The organism is Microbispora sp. CL1-1, from assembly GCF_012034195.1.
Classification (GTDB): Bacteria; Actinomycetota; Actinomycetes; order Streptosporangiales; family Streptosporangiaceae; genus Microbispora.
In genome coordinates, this window is sequence record NZ_JAATEK010000006.1 from 149,244 (window position 1) to 167,818 (window position 18,575).

At 71.3% G+C, this 18,575-nt stretch carries 15 protein-coding genes; 8 read left to right on the top strand and 7 right to left on the bottom strand.

Annotation, left to right across the window (positions count from 1 at the left end; all coding sequences use genetic code 11):
• Window positions 1-19: 19 nt before the first annotated feature.
• Window positions 20-1,615, bottom strand: coding sequence for an ABC transporter substrate-binding protein (locus tag HCK04_RS10170; protein ID WP_142646919.1), 1,596 nt, complete (start codon window positions 1,613-1,615; stop codon window positions 20-22).
• Between the two features lie 139 nt (window positions 1,616-1,754).
• Between HCK04_RS10170 and HCK04_RS10175 the strand changes: the two genes are divergently transcribed.
• Window positions 1,755-2,432, top strand: a complete 678-nt coding sequence (locus HCK04_RS10175) for an Lrp/AsnC family transcriptional regulator (protein WP_205830081.1) — start codon at window positions 1,755-1,757, stop codon at window positions 2,430-2,432.
• 2 nt (window positions 2,433-2,434) lie between these two features.
• On the opposite strand, the gene HCK04_RS10180 is transcribed toward HCK04_RS10175, so the two are convergent.
• Both HCK04_RS10180 and HCK04_RS10185 read right to left on the bottom strand, forming a co-directional pair.
• Complete coding sequence (locus HCK04_RS10180) at window positions 2,435-2,782, bottom strand: hypothetical protein (RefSeq protein ID WP_142620331.1); 348 nt, start codon at window positions 2,780-2,782, stop codon at window positions 2,435-2,437.
• Between the two features lie 127 nt (window positions 2,783-2,909).
• Window positions 2,910-3,938 (bottom strand): ROK family protein, encoded by a 1,029-nt coding sequence (locus HCK04_RS10185; protein WP_142646921.1) that lies wholly within the window; start codon window positions 3,936-3,938, stop codon window positions 2,910-2,912.
• 469 nt (window positions 3,939-4,407) lie between these two features.
• On the opposite strand from HCK04_RS10185, the gene HCK04_RS10190 reads away from it, so the two are divergent.
• Window positions 4,408-5,763: a cellulose-binding domain-containing protein gene (locus HCK04_RS10190; RefSeq protein WP_142646922.1), complete on the top strand. Its 1,356-nt coding sequence runs from the start codon at window positions 4,408-4,410 to the stop codon at window positions 5,761-5,763.
• A 126-nt stretch (window positions 5,764-5,889) separates the two neighbouring features.
• Complete coding sequence (locus HCK04_RS10195) at window positions 5,890-6,471, top strand: hemerythrin domain-containing protein (protein WP_142646923.1); 582 nt, start codon at window positions 5,890-5,892, stop codon at window positions 6,469-6,471.
• Window positions 6,472-6,536: 65 nt separating this feature from the next.
• Here the strand turns inward: HCK04_RS10195 and HCK04_RS10200 are convergent, their stop codons facing one another.
• A complete protein-coding gene (locus HCK04_RS10200; protein WP_142646924.1) occupies window positions 6,537-7,736 on the bottom strand; it encodes a hypothetical protein in 1,200 nt (399 codons plus the stop codon).
• 206 nt (window positions 7,737-7,942) lie between these two features.
• Here HCK04_RS10200 and HCK04_RS10205 point away from each other — a divergent pair, with 206 nt between their 5' ends.
• Both HCK04_RS10205 and HCK04_RS10210 read left to right on the top strand, forming a co-directional pair.
• Complete coding sequence (locus HCK04_RS10205; RefSeq protein ID WP_142646925.1) at window positions 7,943-8,155, top strand: hypothetical protein; 213 nt, start codon at window positions 7,943-7,945, stop codon at window positions 8,153-8,155.
• Between the two features lie 105 nt (window positions 8,156-8,260).
• Complete coding sequence (locus HCK04_RS10210) at window positions 8,261-8,617, top strand: STAS domain-containing protein (protein ID WP_168065793.1); 357 nt, start codon at window positions 8,261-8,263, stop codon at window positions 8,615-8,617.
• 112 nt (window positions 8,618-8,729) lie between these two features.
• Here HCK04_RS10210 and HCK04_RS10215 read toward each other — a convergent pair whose 3' ends face one another.
• A complete protein-coding gene (locus HCK04_RS10215) occupies window positions 8,730-9,848 on the bottom strand; it encodes an MBL fold metallo-hydrolase (RefSeq protein WP_142646927.1) in 1,119 nt (372 codons plus the stop codon).
• Between the two features lie 163 nt (window positions 9,849-10,011).
• Between HCK04_RS10215 and HCK04_RS40980 the strand changes: the two genes are divergently transcribed.
• The 3 genes from HCK04_RS40980 (at window position 10,012) to HCK04_RS10235 (ending at window position 14,508) form a co-directional block, all read left to right on the top strand.
• Complete coding sequence (locus HCK04_RS40980; protein WP_205830059.1) at window positions 10,012-11,340, top strand: MurR/RpiR family transcriptional regulator; 1,329 nt, start codon at window positions 10,012-10,014, stop codon at window positions 11,338-11,340.
• A 254-nt stretch (window positions 11,341-11,594) separates the two neighbouring features.
• Complete coding sequence (gene hutU, locus HCK04_RS10230; protein WP_221889896.1) at window positions 11,595-13,268, top strand: urocanate hydratase; 1,674 nt, start codon at window positions 11,595-11,597, stop codon at window positions 13,266-13,268.
• On the top strand, window positions 13,261-14,508 hold the full coding sequence (locus HCK04_RS10235; RefSeq protein WP_142646928.1) for an allantoate amidohydrolase: 1,248 nt from the start codon (window positions 13,261-13,263) through the stop codon (window positions 14,506-14,508). The genes hutU and HCK04_RS10235 overlap by 8 nt, the downstream gene beginning before the upstream one ends.
• A gap of 364 nt (window positions 14,509-14,872) precedes the next feature.
• Here HCK04_RS10235 and HCK04_RS10240 read toward each other — a convergent pair whose 3' ends face one another.
• A complete protein-coding gene (locus HCK04_RS10240; protein ID WP_168065796.1) occupies window positions 14,873-15,421 on the bottom strand; it encodes a hypothetical protein in 549 nt (182 codons plus the stop codon).
• Window positions 15,422-15,884: 463 nt separating this feature from the next.
• Window positions 15,885-18,284, bottom strand: a complete 2,400-nt coding sequence (locus HCK04_RS10245; protein WP_142646930.1) for a Tex family protein — start codon at window positions 18,282-18,284, stop codon at window positions 15,885-15,887.
• Window positions 18,285-18,575 lie beyond the last annotated feature (291 nt).

Genomic DNA, 18,575 nt, shown 5'->3' on the forward strand with positions numbered 1-18,575 from the left:
CCGGTTCCCCGTACGGCGTCTACTTGGCGCCGAGGTCGGCGACATTGATCGTCCACACGGGGTGGTACGCCACACCGGTGACGGACGCCGCCGTCACGATGTTCTGGCCGGGCTGGATCAGCGGCATGAACGGGCCGGTCGCGTTGAGCTTCTGCTGGAAGTCGGTGTACGCCTGCTTGCGGTCGTCGTCGCTCACCGCGGCGGCGGCCTTGTCGGCGGCGGCCTCGACGTCCTTGTCCGCGCCCGCCTTCCATCCGGCCCGCAGGCCGACCAGCTTGCCCGGGGCGAACGACAGGTAGTTGCTGGGGTCGGGGAAGTCGGGGCCCCAGTACCACAGGCCCAGCTCCTCCTTGCCGTTGCGGTAGTTGTCCAGGGCGGTGGTGACCGGGGCGGGGGTCAGCTCGACGTTGATGCCGACCTCCTTGAGGTTGGCCTGGATACGCTCGGCCAGCGGCTGGAAGGACAGGCCGTTCACGGTCAGCTCGCTGGGATACTCCAGCTTGACCGTGGGGTCGGTCACGCCGCTCGCGGCGAGCGCCGCCTTGGCGCCCTCGACGTCGCGCGTGGCCGCCTGGTCGGCGGGCAGCGCGCCGAGGAACATCGACGGGATGATGCCCGATGCCTGCGTCGAGCCCTCGCCGGCCAGCTCGAGCAGCCCCTGATAGTCGATGCCCTTGCGCACCGCCTCGACGAACTTGGGGTTGGAGGTGACCTTGCTGACGCCCGAGTCCTGGTTGGCGAGCAGGAAGAACACGTACGCCGAGGTGGTCCGGTCGACCTGCAGGCCGCCGGAGATGCCGGCCACCTGGTCGCCGGACAGGTTCAGCGCCACCTGGCTGTCGCCGCGCTGCACGTTGAGCTTCTGCGTGGCCGACTCGACGTTGCGGATGACCACCTTGTCGTAATAGGGCTTCTTCGTGCCCCAGTAGTTCGCGTTCGCCTTCAGCACGACCTGGCTGCTCACGTTGAACGACTCGATCGTGTACGGCCCCGAGCCCGCCGAGGTGGAGTTGAGGTACTGCTCTGCCTTGTCGCCCGGGTCGTCGGTCGCCCCGTGCTCCTTGGCCGCCTTCGAGTTGAGGATGCCGAGGGCGGGGTTGGGCAGGATGTACGGCAGCGCCGGGTTGGAGGTCTTCGACGTCAGCGTGATGGTCGAGTCGTCGGTCTTGGCGATCTCCACGCCGTCGAGCAGGAACGACGGCGTGCCCTTCATGTCGCGCACGCGGGTGAGCGAGAACACCACGTCGTCGGCGGTCACCGGGGAGCCGTCGGCGAACTTCGCGCCCTGCCGCAGCTTGAGCGTGAGCGTCTTGCCGTCGGGCGACAGTTCGTACGACTCGGCGAGCGACGGCACCGGCTTGGTGACGTCGGAGCCGTCGAACGTGAGAAGCGTGTCGTAGGTCGCCTTGTCGACGATCAGGCCGGTCGGCTCGTAGGTCCGTCCCGGGTCCGCCGTCTTGAGGTCGAACGAGGTGTCTATCACGAGCGTCTTGCCCGCGGCGCCGCTGGGGGTGCTGCTGGACGAGCCGCCGCCGGAGCAGGCCGCGAGGGCGAGGGCGCCGGTGAGCACAACCGGGAGCAGGCCGGCCCTCACCTGCCACGAACGGGTCGTCATTATGTGTCCTCCGAAAACAGGCCAACTCTTGGCCGTATGGACGTTTGGTCGCCGATCGTCCAGGATTGTCCGGCAGAAAGTCCAGCTCGTGCGGCCAAGCCGAGACGAATCTCCCACGGAGGATGAAGCGGTGACCGAAATGTCAAGCAACTCGGGGTCCGGGGGCGGCGCCACTGGACGGATCGGCATCGGCCTGGAGCTGGACGCCACCCATCTGAAGATCCTCGAGGTGCTCAGGGAGAACGGGCGGGTCTCGGTCTCCGCGCTCGCCGAGCGCGTGGGGATCTCCCGGGCCAACGCCTACACACGCTTCGAGGCGCTGCGCGCCGACGGTGTGATCAAGCGCTTCACGGCCGAGATCGACCACCAGCGGGCCGGTCTCGGCATCGTCGCGCTGATCTTCGTGACCGTGCGCCAGCAGATGTGGCGGCAGTTCCGCGCCCAGCTCGCGCAGATGCCGGAGGTGGAGTACTGCGCCATCACCACCGGCCAGCACGACGCCATGATCCAGGTGCGGATGGCCGACGTGGCCGAGGTGCACGCGATGGTCACCGAACGCCTGGCCAACATCCCCGCCGTCAAGGCCACCGAGACCGTGTTCATCCTCGACGAGGTGCTCAGGCGGCCGTACGTGCTGCCGAGCGACCGGGAGCGCGACCGGGGCAGGGGCGCCGCGCGGCGGCCCACGCCCTCGGCCTCCCCGGAGCCCGAGCAGGGGCCGGGGCCAGGCCAGGGGCAGGGGCAGGGGCTGCCGCTCGGCAAGATGCGCTTCGTCGGCGCGGCCGAGGGCCGCGCCGCGCTGCGCGACGAAACGTAGGGTCAGGCCACCTCGGCGCAGACGCTGACGTGGGTGGCGTCGTCGCCCTCGAACTGGAACTCCTCCACCAGGCGCAGCCGGCCGTCCTCGGCCGTTTCGATGCGGCTGACGCTGCGGCCGCTCGCGCGCTCGCCGGTCTTCAGCAGGTGGACGTAGGACAGCTCGATGCGGTCGCTGTCCCGCGTGCCGACGAACCGGCCGTGGACCACGGTGTCGCCCGTGTAATGCCCCCAGATGACGCCGCCCGACTCCTCGTAGGCGAACTCGGTCGGCGCGTCGGCGTCCACCACGCTGGCCGTGGAGCTGACCATGACGAAGCGGCGGCCGTTGAGCAGGTCTGTGTCGTTCACGAGTCCGCATCGTGCCGAACCGAACGAGATTCGCAACCCGCTCTGGACGTTCCGTCCGCCGGACCCCGTCCTGGCGGGTGATCCGTCCAGATCACCCGCCGTGACCGGGCCGGGCCGCGGACAGGTGTCAGCGGCCGACGATCTCGGCGAGGGCGGCGAGCGCCGCGCCCCGGGCGCCGGCCATGTCGAGGTCCTCGACGAGCGTCACCGAGGCCACCCGCCGCTGCTCCTCGCGCAGCAGGGTGTGCTCGCGGACCTTCTCCAGGAACCACTCGCGGAAGTGCGGGGCCGCCTCGACCACCCCGCCGCCCAGGAAGTACGCGTCCGGGTCGGTGAAGTTGGCCGCGATCGTGAACAGCCTGCCGATGGCCATGGCCTGCTGCTCGAAGACCTTGAGCGCGAGCGGGTCGCCGTTCTCGGCGTAGCCGCGCAGCAGCTTGGCGGCCTTCCCGACGGGCTCGACCTTGTGCAGCTCGTGGTCGGGGAAGCGGGTCAGCCAGTAGGGCAGCAGGTTCTTCTCGATGCCGGTCAGCGAGGCGACGCTCTCGGCGTCCCCGACGAAGCCGCAGTTGCACTCGGGGAGCGGCTGGCCGTCCTCCAGCAGGCCCTGCAGCGGGATGTGGACGTGGCCGAGCTCGCCGGCCATCCCGGCGGCGCCCTTCACCACGTGTCCCGACTGGATGACGCCGCCCCCGAGCCCGGTGCCGACGATCGCCGACACCGACGAGTGCTGCCAGGCGTCCGGCCCGAAGCGTACGTGGTGGGAGTAGAGCGCCGCGGCGTTGCCGTCGTTGTTGTAGACGACCGGCAGCCCCAGCCGCGACTCCAGGGCTCCCCGGAAGTCGAAGCCGAACCAGCCCGGATCGACGAAGTTGGTCGCGCCCTTCGAGGAGATCACCCCGTCGGCGCTGGCCGGGCCCGGGGTGTCCAGGCCCACAGCGCGTACGGCGGAGCGCGGCGTGCCGGTCAGCTCCAGCACGTTGTCGAGGGCGAGCAGGAGCTGCTCGACCGCGACCTCGGGACCCTCCCGCACGAGGCTGGGGGTCTCGACCAGCCGGTCCACCAGGAACCGCCCTGAGGCGTCCAGAACGGTCGCGTTGTTGCTTGTGCCGCCGTTGTCGAGCCCGACGACGACCCAGGACCCTGTATCTGCCATTGGGGGTTGTCCTTTGCGTTCGCGCGTTTCAGTGCGAAGACTACGAGAGTCGGGCGCGCGGGGCACCGGTCCCCTCGTAACAACCCGGGCGGCCCGGGCACGCGGGTGCCCAGGGTGAAAGATTCAGTTCGCGCCGTCACCCGGGCGCGGCCGTCCGCGGCCCGTGTCGTGCCCCTGAGCTGCGCGGGCGTCGCCGCCGCCGGGGCGGGCCCGGTCCGGGAGCGGCGGGGTCCGTTGACCGGTTCCGCGACCCGGAGAAAACATCTGCGTCCGGGGGCCGCAGCGTCGCGACCCATCTGTCCCAGTGGCCGCGGCCCCGAGCGGGAGCGCGCCTACCCTCGCCTGTCCGTGCGTGCCCGCGCCTGCCCGTGTTCGCCGGTGCTCGCCCGGCGCCCGTCTCGGTGAGGAGGCGCGGCGCGCGAGCGGGGTGGCGTGCCGAACGAGCAGATGCGCAGAAATCGAGGTACGCATGAAGCAGTTCCGTCCCGTCCGAGGGCATCGCCTCGCGGCCCGCGGCCTGCCGGGCTCTCCGGTGGCGCGCGTGGTCGCGGCCCTGGCCGCGCTGGTCGCCGGCCTGGTGGTCGTGCTGGTGCCCGGCACCGCCACCGCGGCTCCCGTCTGCAGTGTGGACTACACGACCAACCAGTGGCCCGGCGGCTTCACCGCCTCGGTGCGGCTCACCAACCTCGGCCCGGCGGTCAGCGGATGGACGCTGCGCTGGACGGCGGGCACCGGCGAGCAGATCACCAACGCCTGGAGCGCCCAGGTCAGCCAGTCGGGCACGACCGTGACCGCGACCAATGCCGCGTGGAACGGCTCGCTGGCGACGGGCGGCGTCGCCGACTTCGGGTTCCAGGGCACCTGGTCGAGCAGCCTCACGACGCCTTCCGACTGGTCGCTGAACGGCGTGCCGTGCGGCGGCGTCGCCTCCCCGTCCCCCTCGCCGTCGGTGATCGTGGACCACTCGCCGTCCCCGTCTCCGTCTCCGTCTCTTTCCCCCTCGCCGTCCCCGTCTCCTTCCCCCTCTCCTTCCCCCTCGCCGTCGCCGTCGCCGTCGCCCACGGTGGACCACTCGCCGTCGCCGTCCCCTTCGCCGTCTCCCTCGCCCAGCCCGTCGGTGACGCCCACGCCGTCCGGCTGCTCGGGGACCGGGCTGGTCGTCTGCACCGGCTTCGAGGACCAGTCGGGCACGCCGTCGGGTGAGTGGCAGGTGACCACCCCGAACTGCTCGGGCACCGGCACCGCCACGATCGACACCGCCACCGTGCACAGCGGCGGCAAGTCGCTGCGGATCAACGGCGGCGGCAACTACTGCAACCACATCTTCGCCGCGACCACCAAGGACGTCTCCGGCATCGCGCCCGTGGTGTACGGCCGCATGTGGGTGCGCCACACGACCGCGCTCCCCACGGGCCACGTCTCGATGATCACGATGTCGGACTCCAGGGACGGCGGCAGGGACCTGCGCATCGGCGGCCAGAACGGCGCGCTCCAGTGGAACCGGGAGTCCGACGACGCCACGCTGCCCGAGCAGAGCCCCTCCGGCGTCGCGCTGAGCTCCCCGCTGCCCGTCAACCGCTGGGTCTGCCTGCGCTTCCAGATCGACACCACGCAGCAGTCCATGCGTACGTACCTGGACGACCAGGAGATCGCGGGCCTGCGGGTGGACGGCACGCCGACCACCGACATCGACGCCCAGTGGCTCCGCCGCTCCACCGCGCCCCGGCCCACGACGTTCCGCCTGGGCTGGGAGAGCTACGGCAGCGACTCCGACACCATCTGGTACGACGACGTGGCGCTGGGGTCGAGCCCGGTCGGCTGCTGATCAGCGCTCGTCAGGGGTAGATAGCCGGGTGTCCGCCCTGTGCGGTCACGCTCGACCGTGGTCCCGTTTCGTCCGGCGCCCGGCCTCCATGGGAGGCCGGGCTGCCGTATCAGAGGGGAGAGGGACATGACCGAGATGCAGCACCCGGTGCCGGAACTGATGAAGGAAGGCGACGTCGTCGACCTGCTCATCCACCAGCACGCGCTGATCAGGGAGATGTTCGACGAGGTGGAGCACGCCCCGTCCGACCAGCGCGCCGAGCCGTTCCGGCGGCTGGTGCGCATGCTGGCCGTCCACGAGACGGCGGAGGAGGAGATCGTCCACCCCTACACCCGGCTGCGCGTGGACGGGGGAACGGGCGTGGTGGCCGACCGGCTCAAGGAGGAGCGCGAGGCCAAGGAGATGCTCCTCAAGCTGAACGAGATGGGCCCGGACCATCCCGGCTTCATGTCCGAGCTCGACCGGCTCCGGATGGCCGTGCTCACGCACGCGCGGGCCGAGGAGCGTTACGAGTTCACCAGGCTCCGGGCCGAGACGACGGCGGCCGAACGGCGGGCGATGGCGCTCGGGGTCCGTGCCGCCGAGGCGATGGCCCCGACCCGCCCGCGCCCGGGGGTGGAGTCGATGACGCGCAACCTGCTGCTGGGCCCGCCGGCGGCGATCATGGATCGGGCACGCGACCTGATCCGGCAGGCGATGCGCAAGTAAGGGCGGCACGACCGGCCCCGGCCCGGGTCCGTACGACGCGTACGGACCCGGGCCGGGGCGCGTCCTCAGTGGGTGCGCAGGCTGTAGAGGGGGTGGGAGCCCTCGGTCTCCAGGCGATACTCGTCACCCGACCTGGCGCGGTTGTCGTCGATGACGCGCTCGCTGGGCGGTTCCTCCCCGCCCATGAGCTGGTCCTGCCAGCGCTGGAACCGCTCGTGGGCCTCCTGGACGTACCCGGTGCCCAGGGTCGTGTAGTCGATCTGCGTGGAGATCAGCTCGCGCAGATACTCCTTGTTCGGCTCGAACGTCACCGGCTTCGGCAGCTCCCGGGCCACCACCTGCTCCGGTTCGCGCCCGTCGTGCCGGCGGAACATGTCCGCGGCGATCCGCAGGTGCTCCAGCTCCATGTTCAGGTGCAGCTCCCAGATCGCCTTGATCCTGGGGTCGGACTCGGTCTCCATGAACGAGTGGTACAGGTAGCACTCGTTGTACTCGTGGTTGAGCCACTGCTCCCACCACGTCTCGCCCGGATCGAGCAGCGACTCGTAGTGGGTGACGTGCTCCTCCTCGATGAGCCCGATCTCCTGGTAGAGCTGCCGCGCGATCGGCTCCATGTACGTCGGGCCGACGTTCATGTAGAAGTTCATCGTCTGCTGCTCGGCGGACATGATGGTCAGCGCGTGCAGCTTGGAGATGGGCTTCGCCTTGTTGCGGTCGTAGTGCTCGCGGACGTTGTCGACCGGGTGACGGTGGTGCATCTTCGTCGGCCGGCCCGGCATCACCTCGGTCAGCTGGTCGACGATCTTCTCGGCCTTGCGGTGCTCGATCATCTCGTACAGGTTGGCGTACCGATAGAGGTGGTCGAAGTCCTCCAGCACGCCGAACTGGTAGGCCTGCTTGAGATAGGGGTCGGGCTCCATGCGGGCCACCCAGGCGGTCAGGTCCACCGCCACCTGCTCGTAGCCGAGGGTCGTCTCCAGCACCGAGGACTGCCCCGGCAGCAGCCAGTTGACCGCCTTCTGCTGCTGGGCCTCGATGTAGCGCACCTCCGCCAGGCGCTGCCGCACCTCCAGGTCCTGGCACCGCCGGGCGAAATGATGGCTGAACATGACCGCTTCCATCTCGATGCCGTTCATCGTGATGATCCGGCACCGGGTGTAGGGATCGGCGCGGTCGGGGTCGATCGGCGTGACATTCAGCTCGCGCCAGTTGCGCAGCTGCCGATCCAGCGGGACTCCCCGCTCCTGCAGCGGATTGAACGTCATCTCGGTGCTCCTCCCCACGATTGGCGCTGGGCGTACCCAAACCGTGGAATGCGACAAACGTGGACATTCGGAGCCTTTGACCGAGATTGTCATCCAGTGGGCTGGGGCCGTGGGCGGGGGCCGTCAGCCGCTGGACGCCGTCCCGGCGTGCGGGGTCGCCGGTCTTCTTCGACTCCGGTGAACCACTACTGGATGAGCCTCCCGTGGTGAGCAGTTCCGTCACCAGTGCCGTCACCAGTGCCGTCACCAGTGCCGTCACCGGCGCCGTCACCGGCGCCGCGACCAGTCCGGTGACCGGCGGCGTGACCGGCGGCGTGACCGGCGTGGTGACCGGCGTGGTGACCGGCCTGAGGCAGACGACTGCCGTTGCTCGTATGCCGATGGACCGGGACTACCTGAGAGGCGGAAGTGAAACCTGAACAGACTTTCGTCGGCAATCTGCGATTAATCGCCCGATTACGCGTAGTATGGCCAAGTCCGGAAGCTGTTCCGGTGGGGTCATCTCACCAACGGAGGTGGGAGCCATGCACGACTTCCAGGTGTCGGTGGCGCAGTCACCTCCTTTCACCCTCGTCACCCTCAGCGGCGAACTCGATGTGATCACGGTCCCCCGGCTGCGTGAGCGTGTAGAGCCCCTCCTGGCCCGTCCCGCGACGCGCATCCTCTTCGACGTGGAGAAACTGCGGTTCATCGACAGCGCCGGCATGCGGGTGCTCATCGACGCCTGCGTCCGCACCCCGCCGAAGGACGGCGACGGCGCGCTCTGCGGGATGAGCCCGCAGATGCGTCACCTGTTCTCGCTGCTCGGCCTGACCTCACGGCTCACCGTGTATCCGACCCGCGCCGACGCGTTGAGCCGTCCGGCGGCCACCGCCCCCTGACTCGGCCCGGATCAACCGACCGGCCTGTCGCGGCCCTGCTCCAGCGTCTCGGCGATGGCCCAGACACCGTATCGGCCCCGAGGGCCCGCACCTCGCGGCGCGGACCGGCTCTTCACAGGATCGTCTGCCACCAGCCGTCCACCGGCGGCGGGTCGTCCACCGTGACGCGCTCGCCCGGCCGCGGCACCACGAGGCGCACGTCGCGTGCCTTGGCCTCCCGCCACAGCTGGTCGATCGGGTCGTTCCAGGCGTGCGGGGCGAGCGAGAACGTGCCCCAGTGCACCGGCAGCAGCACCCCGGCGCGTACGTCGAGGTGGGCGAGGATCGCCTCCTCCGGCGTCATGTGGATGTCCGGCCAGCCCTTGCTGTAGGCGCCGATCTGGATCACCGACAGGTCGAACGGCCCGTACGTCTCGCCGATCGCGGCATACCCGTCGAAGTAGCCGGAGTCGCCGGTGTAGAAGACCCGGCGCCGCTCGCCCGCGATCACCCAGGAGGCCCAGAGGGTCTGGTCCCGGCGGAGCCCGCGGCCGGAGAAGTGACGGCCGGGGGTCGCCACGAACCGGAGACCGGACACCGTGGTCTCCTCGTTCCAGTCGAGCTCGATGATCCGCGACGCGGGCACCCGCCACCGTTCGAGATGGGCGCCGACCCCGAGCGGCACCAGGAACGGCGCGGACTGCGTGCGGGCCAGCAGGCGCACCGTGTCCATGTCGAGGTGGTCGTAGTGGTCGTGCGAGATGACGATCGCGTCGAGCTCGGGCAGCTGATACAGCGGCACCGGCGAAGGATGCAGGCGCCGCGGCCCGGTGAACGACGCCGGGGAGCAACGCTCGCTCCAGACCGGATCGAGCAGCACCCGCCGCCCCTCGATCTCGATCAGGGCCGAGGAGTGGCCGTACCAGACGGCGTCGAGGTCGCCGCCCCGGGACGGGCCGGGAGTCATCAGGGGAACGGGCAGCCGGGGCTTGCGCTGCGTCCGGCGGAGGAACTCGCGGACGACCTGCTGCCTGGTCCCCGGCGGGAGGACGGGGCTGGGGCTCGTGTTGCGGAACGCGCCGTTGCGGAACTGTTTCGAGCGCCGCACCCGGAGCGCCCGCTCACCCGAGGGCCGCGCCCCCAGCGCGGCGGGGACGTCGCGCACCGCCCACACCGCCGCCGCCAGGGCGGCCGCTCCCGCGACGAACCCCAGGCGCCGGCCCAGGCCACCACTTCTCAAACCACCGGTCATCAACGGCAATCTCCTTGCTGAGTTCTGCCGATCAGACTAGGCAATCTCCGCGCGGGCCGCGCTGATGGCGTCTTGCCTGTGGACAACCCCTCCCCGGAGACTGCGTGTTGAATAAAAGCATGCAGACCGAACGGCCCGGCGCGGGCAGGAGAGGCGGAGGACGATGAACACCGGCCACCACACGGACGACGGCCCGTCCACCCCCCGCGACCCCCGTGACGCCGCCGCTCAGGGTGACGGCCGCGACGATCATGACCTTGGCGATGAGGGCGACGTCCGCGATCACAGTGACGATCGGGGCGACGGCAGTGCCCGGGACGGTGATCGCCAGGTTCCCAGGGACCTCGGGGACCTCGGCGGTCTTGACGACGACGCCGCGTCCCGCCTGTTGCGGCTGTTCGAGGGGCACCGGCTGACGCCCGTGCAGCGCAGGATCGCCCACTGCCTCGCGCAGCACGCCGCCGAGGCGCCGTTCCTGTCGAGCATCGAGGTCGCCGAGCTGGCCGGGGTCAGCCAGCCGTCGGTGACCCGCTTCGCGACGGCGCTGGGCTACAGCGGATATCCCGGCCTCCGGCGCAGGTTCCGCGAGCTGGGCGTACGGCAGGGCCGGGAACGGGACGGCTCCGGCCGGAACAGGGAGGACGCCGGGCCGGATGCCCGCATCTCCACGGCGACGCCCCGGCTCTCCGACGGCGGCGCGGATGGACGGACCGGAGGCCGGGGGGAGCGGCCCGCGCCGCTGCCTCCCGCCCCGCCGGAGGGCTCGCATCGTCCGTCGCCGGACCCCGGCGCGCCCGCCCGCTCCGTGCCGCAGAAACCCGGGTTTCGGCAGCTTGCGCCCGCGGACGCCGAGTCGTGGTCCGAGCCGTTGCCCGAGTCGTGGCCCGATCTGGGGGCGGACCGGGCGGCGGGCGCGGGCGGCGGCTATCGGCGGGCCGTGCTGGCGGAGATCGAGAACCTGCGCGCCCTCGCCCGCTCGCTGGACGATCCCGGGCCCGTCGCCGAAGCCGCCCGCCTGCTCGCCGCCTCGCGGCCGCTGCCGGTGCTGGGCCTGCGGGCCGCCGCCGCCCAGGCCGCCGGATTCGCGTACTTCGCGGCGAAGGTGCACCCCGACGTACGGCCCCTGCACGAGGCGGGGTCGCTCCTCGCCGACCGGGTCGAGCAGGCGGCGGCGGCCGGGGCCACGGCGTTGCTGTGCTTCGCCCTGCCCCGCTATCCCGCCGAACTGCTGGACGCGCTCCGGGCCGCCCGCGCGGCCGGGCTGGCCGTCGTCACGGTCGCGGACCGGCGCGTGCCGTCCCTCGCCGGCCTGTCGGACGTTCTGCTCACCGCCGCGGTGGGCACGCACCTGGTGTTCGACACGGCGTGCGCGCCGATGATGCTCGGCCGGGTGCTGCTTGAGGCGATGTGCGATGAACTGCCCGGGGCCCAGGCCCGCCTGGAGGCGTTCGAGGCGTCGGCCGCCGCCCGTGGGGTGTTCCTCATTGACTGAATCTATTCATTCACCCACGATGGGTGGGACTCACTGAATAGAACCATGCGCCGCGGGCGCGGGTGGGAGGAGAACTCGTGGCTGACGACGGCGGTGGCGCCCTCAACGGCAGGGCCGCGCACGACCAGGGTTCCGGCGACCAGGGTTCCGGCGACCAGGGTTCCGGCGGCCACGGTTCGGGCGGCGGGGGTTCCGACGAGCGGATTTTCGGCGGCAGGGGTTCCGGCGAGCGGGATTCCGGCGGCCGGGCTCCGATCCGGGCTCCGCGCGGCGGCACGCTGAACACCCGCGGCTGGCAGCAGGAGGCCGCCCTGCGCATGCTCATGAACAACCTCGACCCCGAGGTCGCCGAGCATCCGGAGCGGCTCGTTGTCTACGGCGGCAGCGGCAAGGCGGCCCGCGACTGGCCGTCGTACGACGCGATCGTGCGTGAGCTCACCACCCTGCGGGCTGACGAGACCCTGCTGGTGCAGTCGGGCCGCCCGGTCGGCGTGATGACCACCCACGAGTGGGCTCCCCGCGTGCTCATCGCCAACTCCAACCTCGTCGGCGACTGGGCGACATGGCCGGAGTTCCGGCGGCTGGAGCGGCTCGGGCTCACGATGTACGGCCAGATGACGGCCGGTTCGTGGATCTACATCGGCACCCAGGGCATCCTGCAGGGCACGTACGAGACGTTCGCGGCGGTCGCGGCCAAGCGGTTCGGCGGCAGTCTCGCCGGGACGATCACGCTCACCGCCGGGCTCGGCGGCATGGGCGGCGCGCAGCCGCTCGCGGTCACGATGAACGGCGGCGTGGCGATCTGCGTCGACTGCGACCCGCGCAGCGTCGAGCGCCGCATCGCCCACCGCTACCTCGACGTCCGGGCCGAGAGCCTGGAGGAGGCTCTGCGCCTGGCGTACGAGGCCAGGGACGCCCGCCGCCCGCTGTCCATCGGCGTCGTGGCCAACGCGGCCGAGGCCGTGCCCGCACTGCTGGCCGGGGGCGCGGAGATCGACATCGTGACCGACCAGACGAGCGCGCACGACCCGCTGGCCTACCTGCCGCTGGGCGTCGCGTTCGAGGACATGGCCGAGCTGGCGCGCAAGGACCCCGAAGGCTTCACCCGCCGGGCCCGCGAGTCGATGGCCCGGCACGTCGAGGCGATGGTCGGCTTCCAGGACGCGGGTGCGGAGGTGTTCGACTACGGCAACTCGATCAGGGGCGAGGCGAGCCTCGCCGGCTATGCGCGGGCGTTCGACTTCCCGGGGTTCGTGCCCGCCTACATCCGGCCGCTGTTCTGCGAGGGGAAGGGCCCGTTCCGGTGGGCGGCGCTGTCGGGCGACCCGGCCGACATCGCGACGACCGATCGCGCGATCCTCGATCTGTTCCCCGACAACGAGCCGCTGGCCCGGTGGATCAGGATGGCGGGGGAGCGGGTGCGGTTCCAGGGCCTGCCCGCGCGGATCTGCTGGCTCGGGTACGGCGAGCGCGACCGGGCCGGCGAGCGGTTCAACGACCTCGTCGCCTCGGGGGAGATCTCCGCGCCCATCGTGATCGGCCGCGACCACCTCGACTGCGGCTCGGTGGCCTCGCCCTACCGCGAGACGGAGGGCATGCTGGACGGCTCCGACGCGATCGCCGACTGGCCGCTGCTCAACGCCATGGTCAACGTCGCCTCCGGCGCGTCCTGGGTGTCCATCCACCACGGCGGCGGGGTCGGCATCGGCCGCTCCATCCACGCGGGACAGGTCACCGTCGCCGACGGCACGCCGCTGGCGGGGGAGAAGATCCGCCGGGTGCTGACCAACGACCCCGGGATGGGTGTGATCCGCCACGTGGACGCCGGATACGACCGGGCCGTCGAGGTGGCCGGGGAGCGCGGCGTACGCGTCCCGATGGCCGAGGCGGGGGCGGGGGCGGGGGCGGGGGCGGACCACGATGCGTGAGGGCGCGGCCCTGGTCCTGCCGGAGGAGGTCGAGTACGGCTTCCGCCGGCTGTGGCGCGACCTGCTCCCCGTGGGCCGGTGCGACGCGACGGGCGGATATCGGCGGCACGCCTGGACGGCGGCCGACGCGGAGTGCCGGGCCTGGTTCGAGGAGCAGGCACTCAGCCGAGGCCTCGCGTACGAGACAGACCGCAACGGCAACCAGTGGGCCTGGCTGGGCGATTCCACGGCGGGCGACGCCGTGGTGACCGGTTCCCACCTTGACTCCGTGCCCGATGGCGGGGCGTACGACGGCCCGCTGGGGGTCGTGGGGGCGTTCGCCGCGCTCGACGCCCTGCGGGCGCGCGGGTTCCGGCCGGAGCGGCCGCTGGCGGTGGTGAACTTCACCGAGGAGGAGGGCGCAAGATTCGGCCTGGCCTGCCTGGGATCGCGGCTGATGACCGGCGCCGTCCGTCCCGAGACGGCAGGGGCGCTGCGCGACGCGGACGGCGTCACGCTGGCAGCGGCGATGGAGCGGGCGGGACGCGACCCGGCGGCCGCCGGCCGTGACGACGCGCGCCTGACCCGCGTCGGGGCCTTCGTGGAGCTGCACGTCGAGCAGGGCCGCCACCTTGCCGCCACACCGCATCCGGTCGGCGTCGCCTCCGCGATCTGGCCGCACGGCCGGTGGCGTTTCGACTTCCGGGGGGAGGCCAACCACGCCGGGACCACCCGCCTGGAGGACCGGCGCGATCCCATGCCGGCGTACGCGGCGGCGGTGCTGGCCGCCCGGGCGAACGCCGAACGCCTGGGGGCCCTGGCCACCTTCGGCAGGATCAAAGTCGAGCCCAACGGCACCAACGCCATCGCGTCGCTGGTCAGCGCCTGGCTCGACTGCCGGGCGCCGGACGCCGCCCTGCTCGACAGGCTCGTCGAGGAGACGACCCGAGCTGCCGAGGGGGCCGAGGTGACCCGGGAGTCCTACACGCCGGTCGTGAACTTCGACGTGGGGCTGCGCGACCGTGTCGCGGGCGTCCTCGGCGGCGCGCCGGTGCTGCCCACGGGGGCAGGGCACGACGCCGGCATCCTCGCCGGTGAGGTCCCGGCGGCCATGCTGTTCGTGCGCAATCCCACGGGTGTCTCGCACTCGCCGTACGAGCACGCCGACGAGGCCGACTGCCTCGCCGGGGTCGCCGCACTCGCCGCCGTTCTGGAGGATCTGCTCACACCGGCCGCCGCCAGCCCCGGCGGGGCTCTCTGAGGGCGCGGATGGGCCGCGGCGGCGCGGCCTGTTCAGTGCCCGGATGGGCTGTGACGGCGGGGTTCTGACGGCGGGGTGTGCTGAGCGGGCGGATGGGCCGCGGCGGCGCGGCCTGTTCAGTGCCCGGATGGGCTGTGACGGCGGGGCTTTGACGACGGGGCTCGCTGCGCACGTGAGCGGCCCCGCCGCCGGGGAGGCCGGGGAGGGGCGTGAAGACGTCCATTACCCAGGAAGCGGCAAGTGAAATTCCACATCAAGGGGAATCGGCTCCAGGTCTTCGCAAAGTAGTGATCGCCGACCTGTTCGAATCAGGGCCGGATAGCCCCGTATTTCCAGGCTGCATGCGTTTTGTTGCTAAAAATGCTTATTTGCCCCACGATGGGTGACTGCGGCGTTTGCTGCCTTTAGCGTGAGAATCAGGGTCCGGATCCAGGTTCGATGGATCGATTCGAGCTCCGTGAATTCGGATGTTCATCCGCCTTCTCGTCACGGAGCCGACGGAGGGATACCCATGTTCAAAGAAGCACTGGCTGCTGCCGTCATGACGGCTTCGGCTCTCGTGGTCCCTGTCGCGATTCAGACGCAGTCGGCCAACGCCGCCGGCACGACCGAGCAGGTCGTCCGGCCGTCGGTCACGGGGGACTGCCCGGGAGGCAGATGCCGTGACAGGCACCGCTATCGCCACCACTTCCGCCACCATCACGACCGTTGGGACCGTTGGGACGGTCGCGATCGCCCCCGCCGCCACCATCGCGAGCGACTGCAGCAGCAGCAACAGCAGCAGCAACAGCAGGGGGCGGGCGGTCAGCAACAGCAGCAGCAACAGCAACAGCAGCGCGGCCGCGCTCAGCAACAGCAACAGCAGCAGCAACAGCAGGGGGCGGGCGGTCAGCAACAGCAGCAGCAACAGCAACAGCAGTGACCGGATGACCGTTCATCGCACCTGATCGACCCTGTGGTCATCAGGTCCGATCGACTTCACGCTCGTCGGGCCTGATCGACACCGTGCCCCGCGTCCACCGTTCGCGGGGCATTCTCCTGTGGCCGCTGACAGCGGTCCCGGCGCTCGGAAGGCGAGCGCCGGGTGCGCGAGACCGATGGGTCGGGCGAATGCGTCAGCGTGAACAGCGGTGCCGCCGCACCGAAGCCGGGCGTGAGTGGTCGTCTGGTGGGGGCCTTGGCCAACCCGGGGTGCCTTCAGCGGTGGCGGCGGTCCCGTCACCCCGGAGGCAGGGTGCCGGGTGCGGGCGGCTGTCGGGCCGGACCTTGGCCGGCCCCCGGGGTGCCGTCGGCGGGAACGGTGGTCCCGGCGCTCAGAAGGCGAGCGCCGGGCACGACAGCCGTCGAATCGGGGGCGTGGCCGGACCGGGGGTGCGTCAGCGGGAACGGCGGTCGCTGGAGCCGGGGTCGGTCAGACCGGCCCGGCGCAGCGCCTCGGCCATGGCTCCGCCGAGCGGCGCGCCGCCCGAGCCCCGGCCGTTGCCGCGGCCGGACCCGCCCCTGCCGTTCTGGCCCTGGCGGGCGGGGTTCTGGCGGGACTGGTTCTGCCGCGGCTGGCCGCGCCGGCCGTCCTGCCGGTCGTCGCGGGCCTCGCCGTTCGGCCCGCCCCGGCGGCCACCGCCGGCCGTCTCGTCGTCCAGGCGCAGCGTGAGCGAGATGCGCTTGCGCTGGAGGTCCACGTCGAGCACCTTGACCCGCACGATGTCGCCGGGCTTGACCACGTCGCGGGGGTCCTTCACGAAGGAGTTGGACATCGCGGACACGTGGACCAGGCCGTCCTGGTGCACGCCGATGTCGACGAACGCCCCGAACGCGGCGACGTTGGTGACGACGCCCTCCAGGATCATGCCGGGCGACAGGTCGGACGGCTTCTCGACGCCGTCCTTGAACGTGGCGGTCTTGAACGCCGGACGGGGGTCGCGGCCCGGCTTCTCCAGTTCCTTGAGGATGTCGGTCACGGTCGGCAGGCCGAAGGTGTCGTCGACGAACTGCGACGGCTTGAGCGAGCGCAGCGCCGAGGTGTTGCCGATCAGCGTGCGCAGGTCGCTCTTGGTGAAGTCGAGGATGCGGCGCACCACCGGGTAGGCCTCCGGGTGCACGCTGGAGGCGTCGAGGGGGTCGTCGCCGCCCGGGATGCGCAGGAAGCCCGCGCACTGCTCGAACGCCTTCGGGCCGAGCCGCGGCACCTCCTTCAGCCCGGTCCGGGAGCGGAACGGCCCGTTGGCGTCGCGGTGCGCGACGATGTTCTCCGCCAGCCCGGCGCTGATGCCGGAGACGCGGGTCAGCAGCGGGGCGGACGCGGTGTTGACGTCCACGCCCACCGCGTTCACGCAGTCTTCCACCACCGCGTCGAGCGAGCGCGACAGCTTCACCTCGGACACGTCGTGCTGGTATTGGCCGACGCCGATGGACTTGGGGTCGATCTTGACCAGCTCGGCCAGGGGGTCCTGCAGCCGCCTGGCGATCGAGACCGCGCCGCGCAGCGAGACGTCGAGACCGGGCAGCTCCTGGGAGGCGTACGCCGACGCGGAGTAGACGGAGGCTCCGGCCTCCGACACCACGATCTTGGTGAGGTGCGGCATGTGCTTGACCAGCTCACCGGCGAGCTTGTCGGTCTCCCGCGACGCGGTGCCGTTGCCGATGGCGATCAGCTCCACCTTGTGCTCTGTCGCGAGCCGGGCCAGCACCGCGAGCGACTGGTCCCACTGCCGCTTGGGCTCGTGCGGATAGATCGTCTCGGTGGCGACGACCTTGCCGGTGCCGTCCACGACCGCGACCTTCACGCCGGTGCGCAGGCCCGGGTCGAGGCCCATGGTCGGCCGTGCCCCCGCGGGAGCGGCGAGCAGCAGGTCGCGCAGGTTGGCCGCGAACACGCGCACGGCCTCCTCCTCGGCCGCCTGCCACAACCGGGTCCGCAGGTCGATGCCCAGGTGCACGAGGACGCGGGTCCGCCAGGCCCAGCGCACGGTGTCGAGCAGCCACTTGTCGGCCGTGCGGCCGAGGTCGGCGATGCCGAAGTGCCGGGCGATCCGCGCCTCGTAGTCGTTCGGCTCCTCGGCCTCCGGGTCGAGGGTGAGCGTGAGCACTTCTTCCTTCTCACCCCGGAACATCGCGAGGATGCGGTGCGAGGGCAGGCGGGTGAAGGGCTCGGAGAAGTCGAAGTAGTCGGAGAACTTGGCCCCGGACTCCTGCTTGTCCTCCCGCACCTGGGAGATCAGACGCCCGCGGGACCACATGCGCTCCCGCAGGTCGCCGATGAGGTCGGCGTCTTCGGCGAAGCGCTCGACCAGGATGGCCCGGGCGCCCTCCAGCGCGGCGGCGGCGTCGGCCACGCCCTCGCGCACGTACGCCTCCGCGGTCGCCTGGGGGTCCAGCGACGGGTCGCCGAGCAGCGCGTCCGCCAGCGGCTCCAGCCCCAGCTCCCTGGCGATCTGCGCCTTGGTGCGGCGCTTGGGCTTGTAGGGCAGGTAGATGTCCTCCAGGCGGGCCTTCGAGTCGGCCTCCATGATGCGCGCTTCGAGGGCCTCGTCGAGCTTGCCCTGCGACCGGATCGAGTCGAGGATGGCGGCCCGCCGCTCCTCCAGCTCGCGCAGGTAGCGCAGCCGCTCCTCCAGCGTGCGCAACTGGGCGTCGTCGAGCGCGCCCGTGGCCTCCTTGCGATAGCGGGCGATGAACGGCACCGTCGCCCCGCCGTCGAGCAGGTCGACGGCCGCGGTGACCTGACTCTCGCGCACGCCGAGCTCTTCGGCGATCCGCTGCTGAATGGACGTCGTCACGATCCTGATCCGCCTTCTTCCGGGTCCGCCCTCTCCGAGGGGCTCTCATTCTGCCGGATTCGCCGGGCCCCCTCAGTCAACCTGTGGACAACCCGAGCACCCCGATGCAGGCCGGGCACACGCGACCCGAGATGTCAGGTGATCGGCTCTGCCGGTGTCTCCTGCTTCTCCGCGCTCGTTTATCGGCCGGGCGTCCCCCGCAAAATCAATTTCCGCGCGGGAAATCCTCCGTCCGGCCGATCAGTGAGAAAGGACGCCGGGCTTGTCGTCGTACATACAGGTCTCGGTACG

Bases quoted from the DNA above. Each gene is read 5' to 3' on its own strand.
- HCK04_RS10190 (WP_142646922.1), top strand. From the start codon at position 4,408: ATGAAGCAGTTCCGTCCCGTCCGAGGGCATCGCCTCGCGGCCCGCGGC.
- HCK04_RS10175 (WP_205830081.1), top strand. From the start codon at position 1,755: ATGTCAAGCAACTCGGGGTCCGGGGGCGGCGCCACTGGACGGATCGGC.
- HCK04_RS10215 (WP_142646927.1), bottom strand. From the start codon at position 9,848: ATGACCGGTGGTTTGAGAAGTGGTGGCCTGGGCCGGCGCCTGGGGTTC.
- HCK04_RS10185 (WP_142646921.1), bottom strand. From the start codon at position 3,938: ATGGCAGATACAGGGTCCTGGGTCGTCGTCGGGCTCGACAACGGCGGC.
- HCK04_RS10195 (WP_142646923.1), top strand. From the start codon at position 5,890: ATGACCGAGATGCAGCACCCGGTGCCGGAACTGATGAAGGAAGGCGAC.
- HCK04_RS10210 (WP_168065793.1), top strand. From the start codon at position 8,261: ATGCACGACTTCCAGGTGTCGGTGGCGCAGTCACCTCCTTTCACCCTC.
- HCK04_RS10200 (WP_142646924.1), bottom strand. From the start codon at position 7,736: ATGACGTTCAATCCGCTGCAGGAGCGGGGAGTCCCGCTGGATCGGCAG.
- HCK04_RS10170 (WP_142646919.1), bottom strand. From the start codon at position 1,615: ATGACGACCCGTTCGTGGCAGGTGAGGGCCGGCCTGCTCCCGGTTGTG.
- HCK04_RS10235 (WP_142646928.1), top strand. From the start codon at position 13,261: ATGCGTGAGGGCGCGGCCCTGGTCCTGCCGGAGGAGGTCGAGTACGGC.
- HCK04_RS40980 (WP_205830059.1), top strand. From the start codon at position 10,012: ATGAACACCGGCCACCACACGGACGACGGCCCGTCCACCCCCCGCGAC.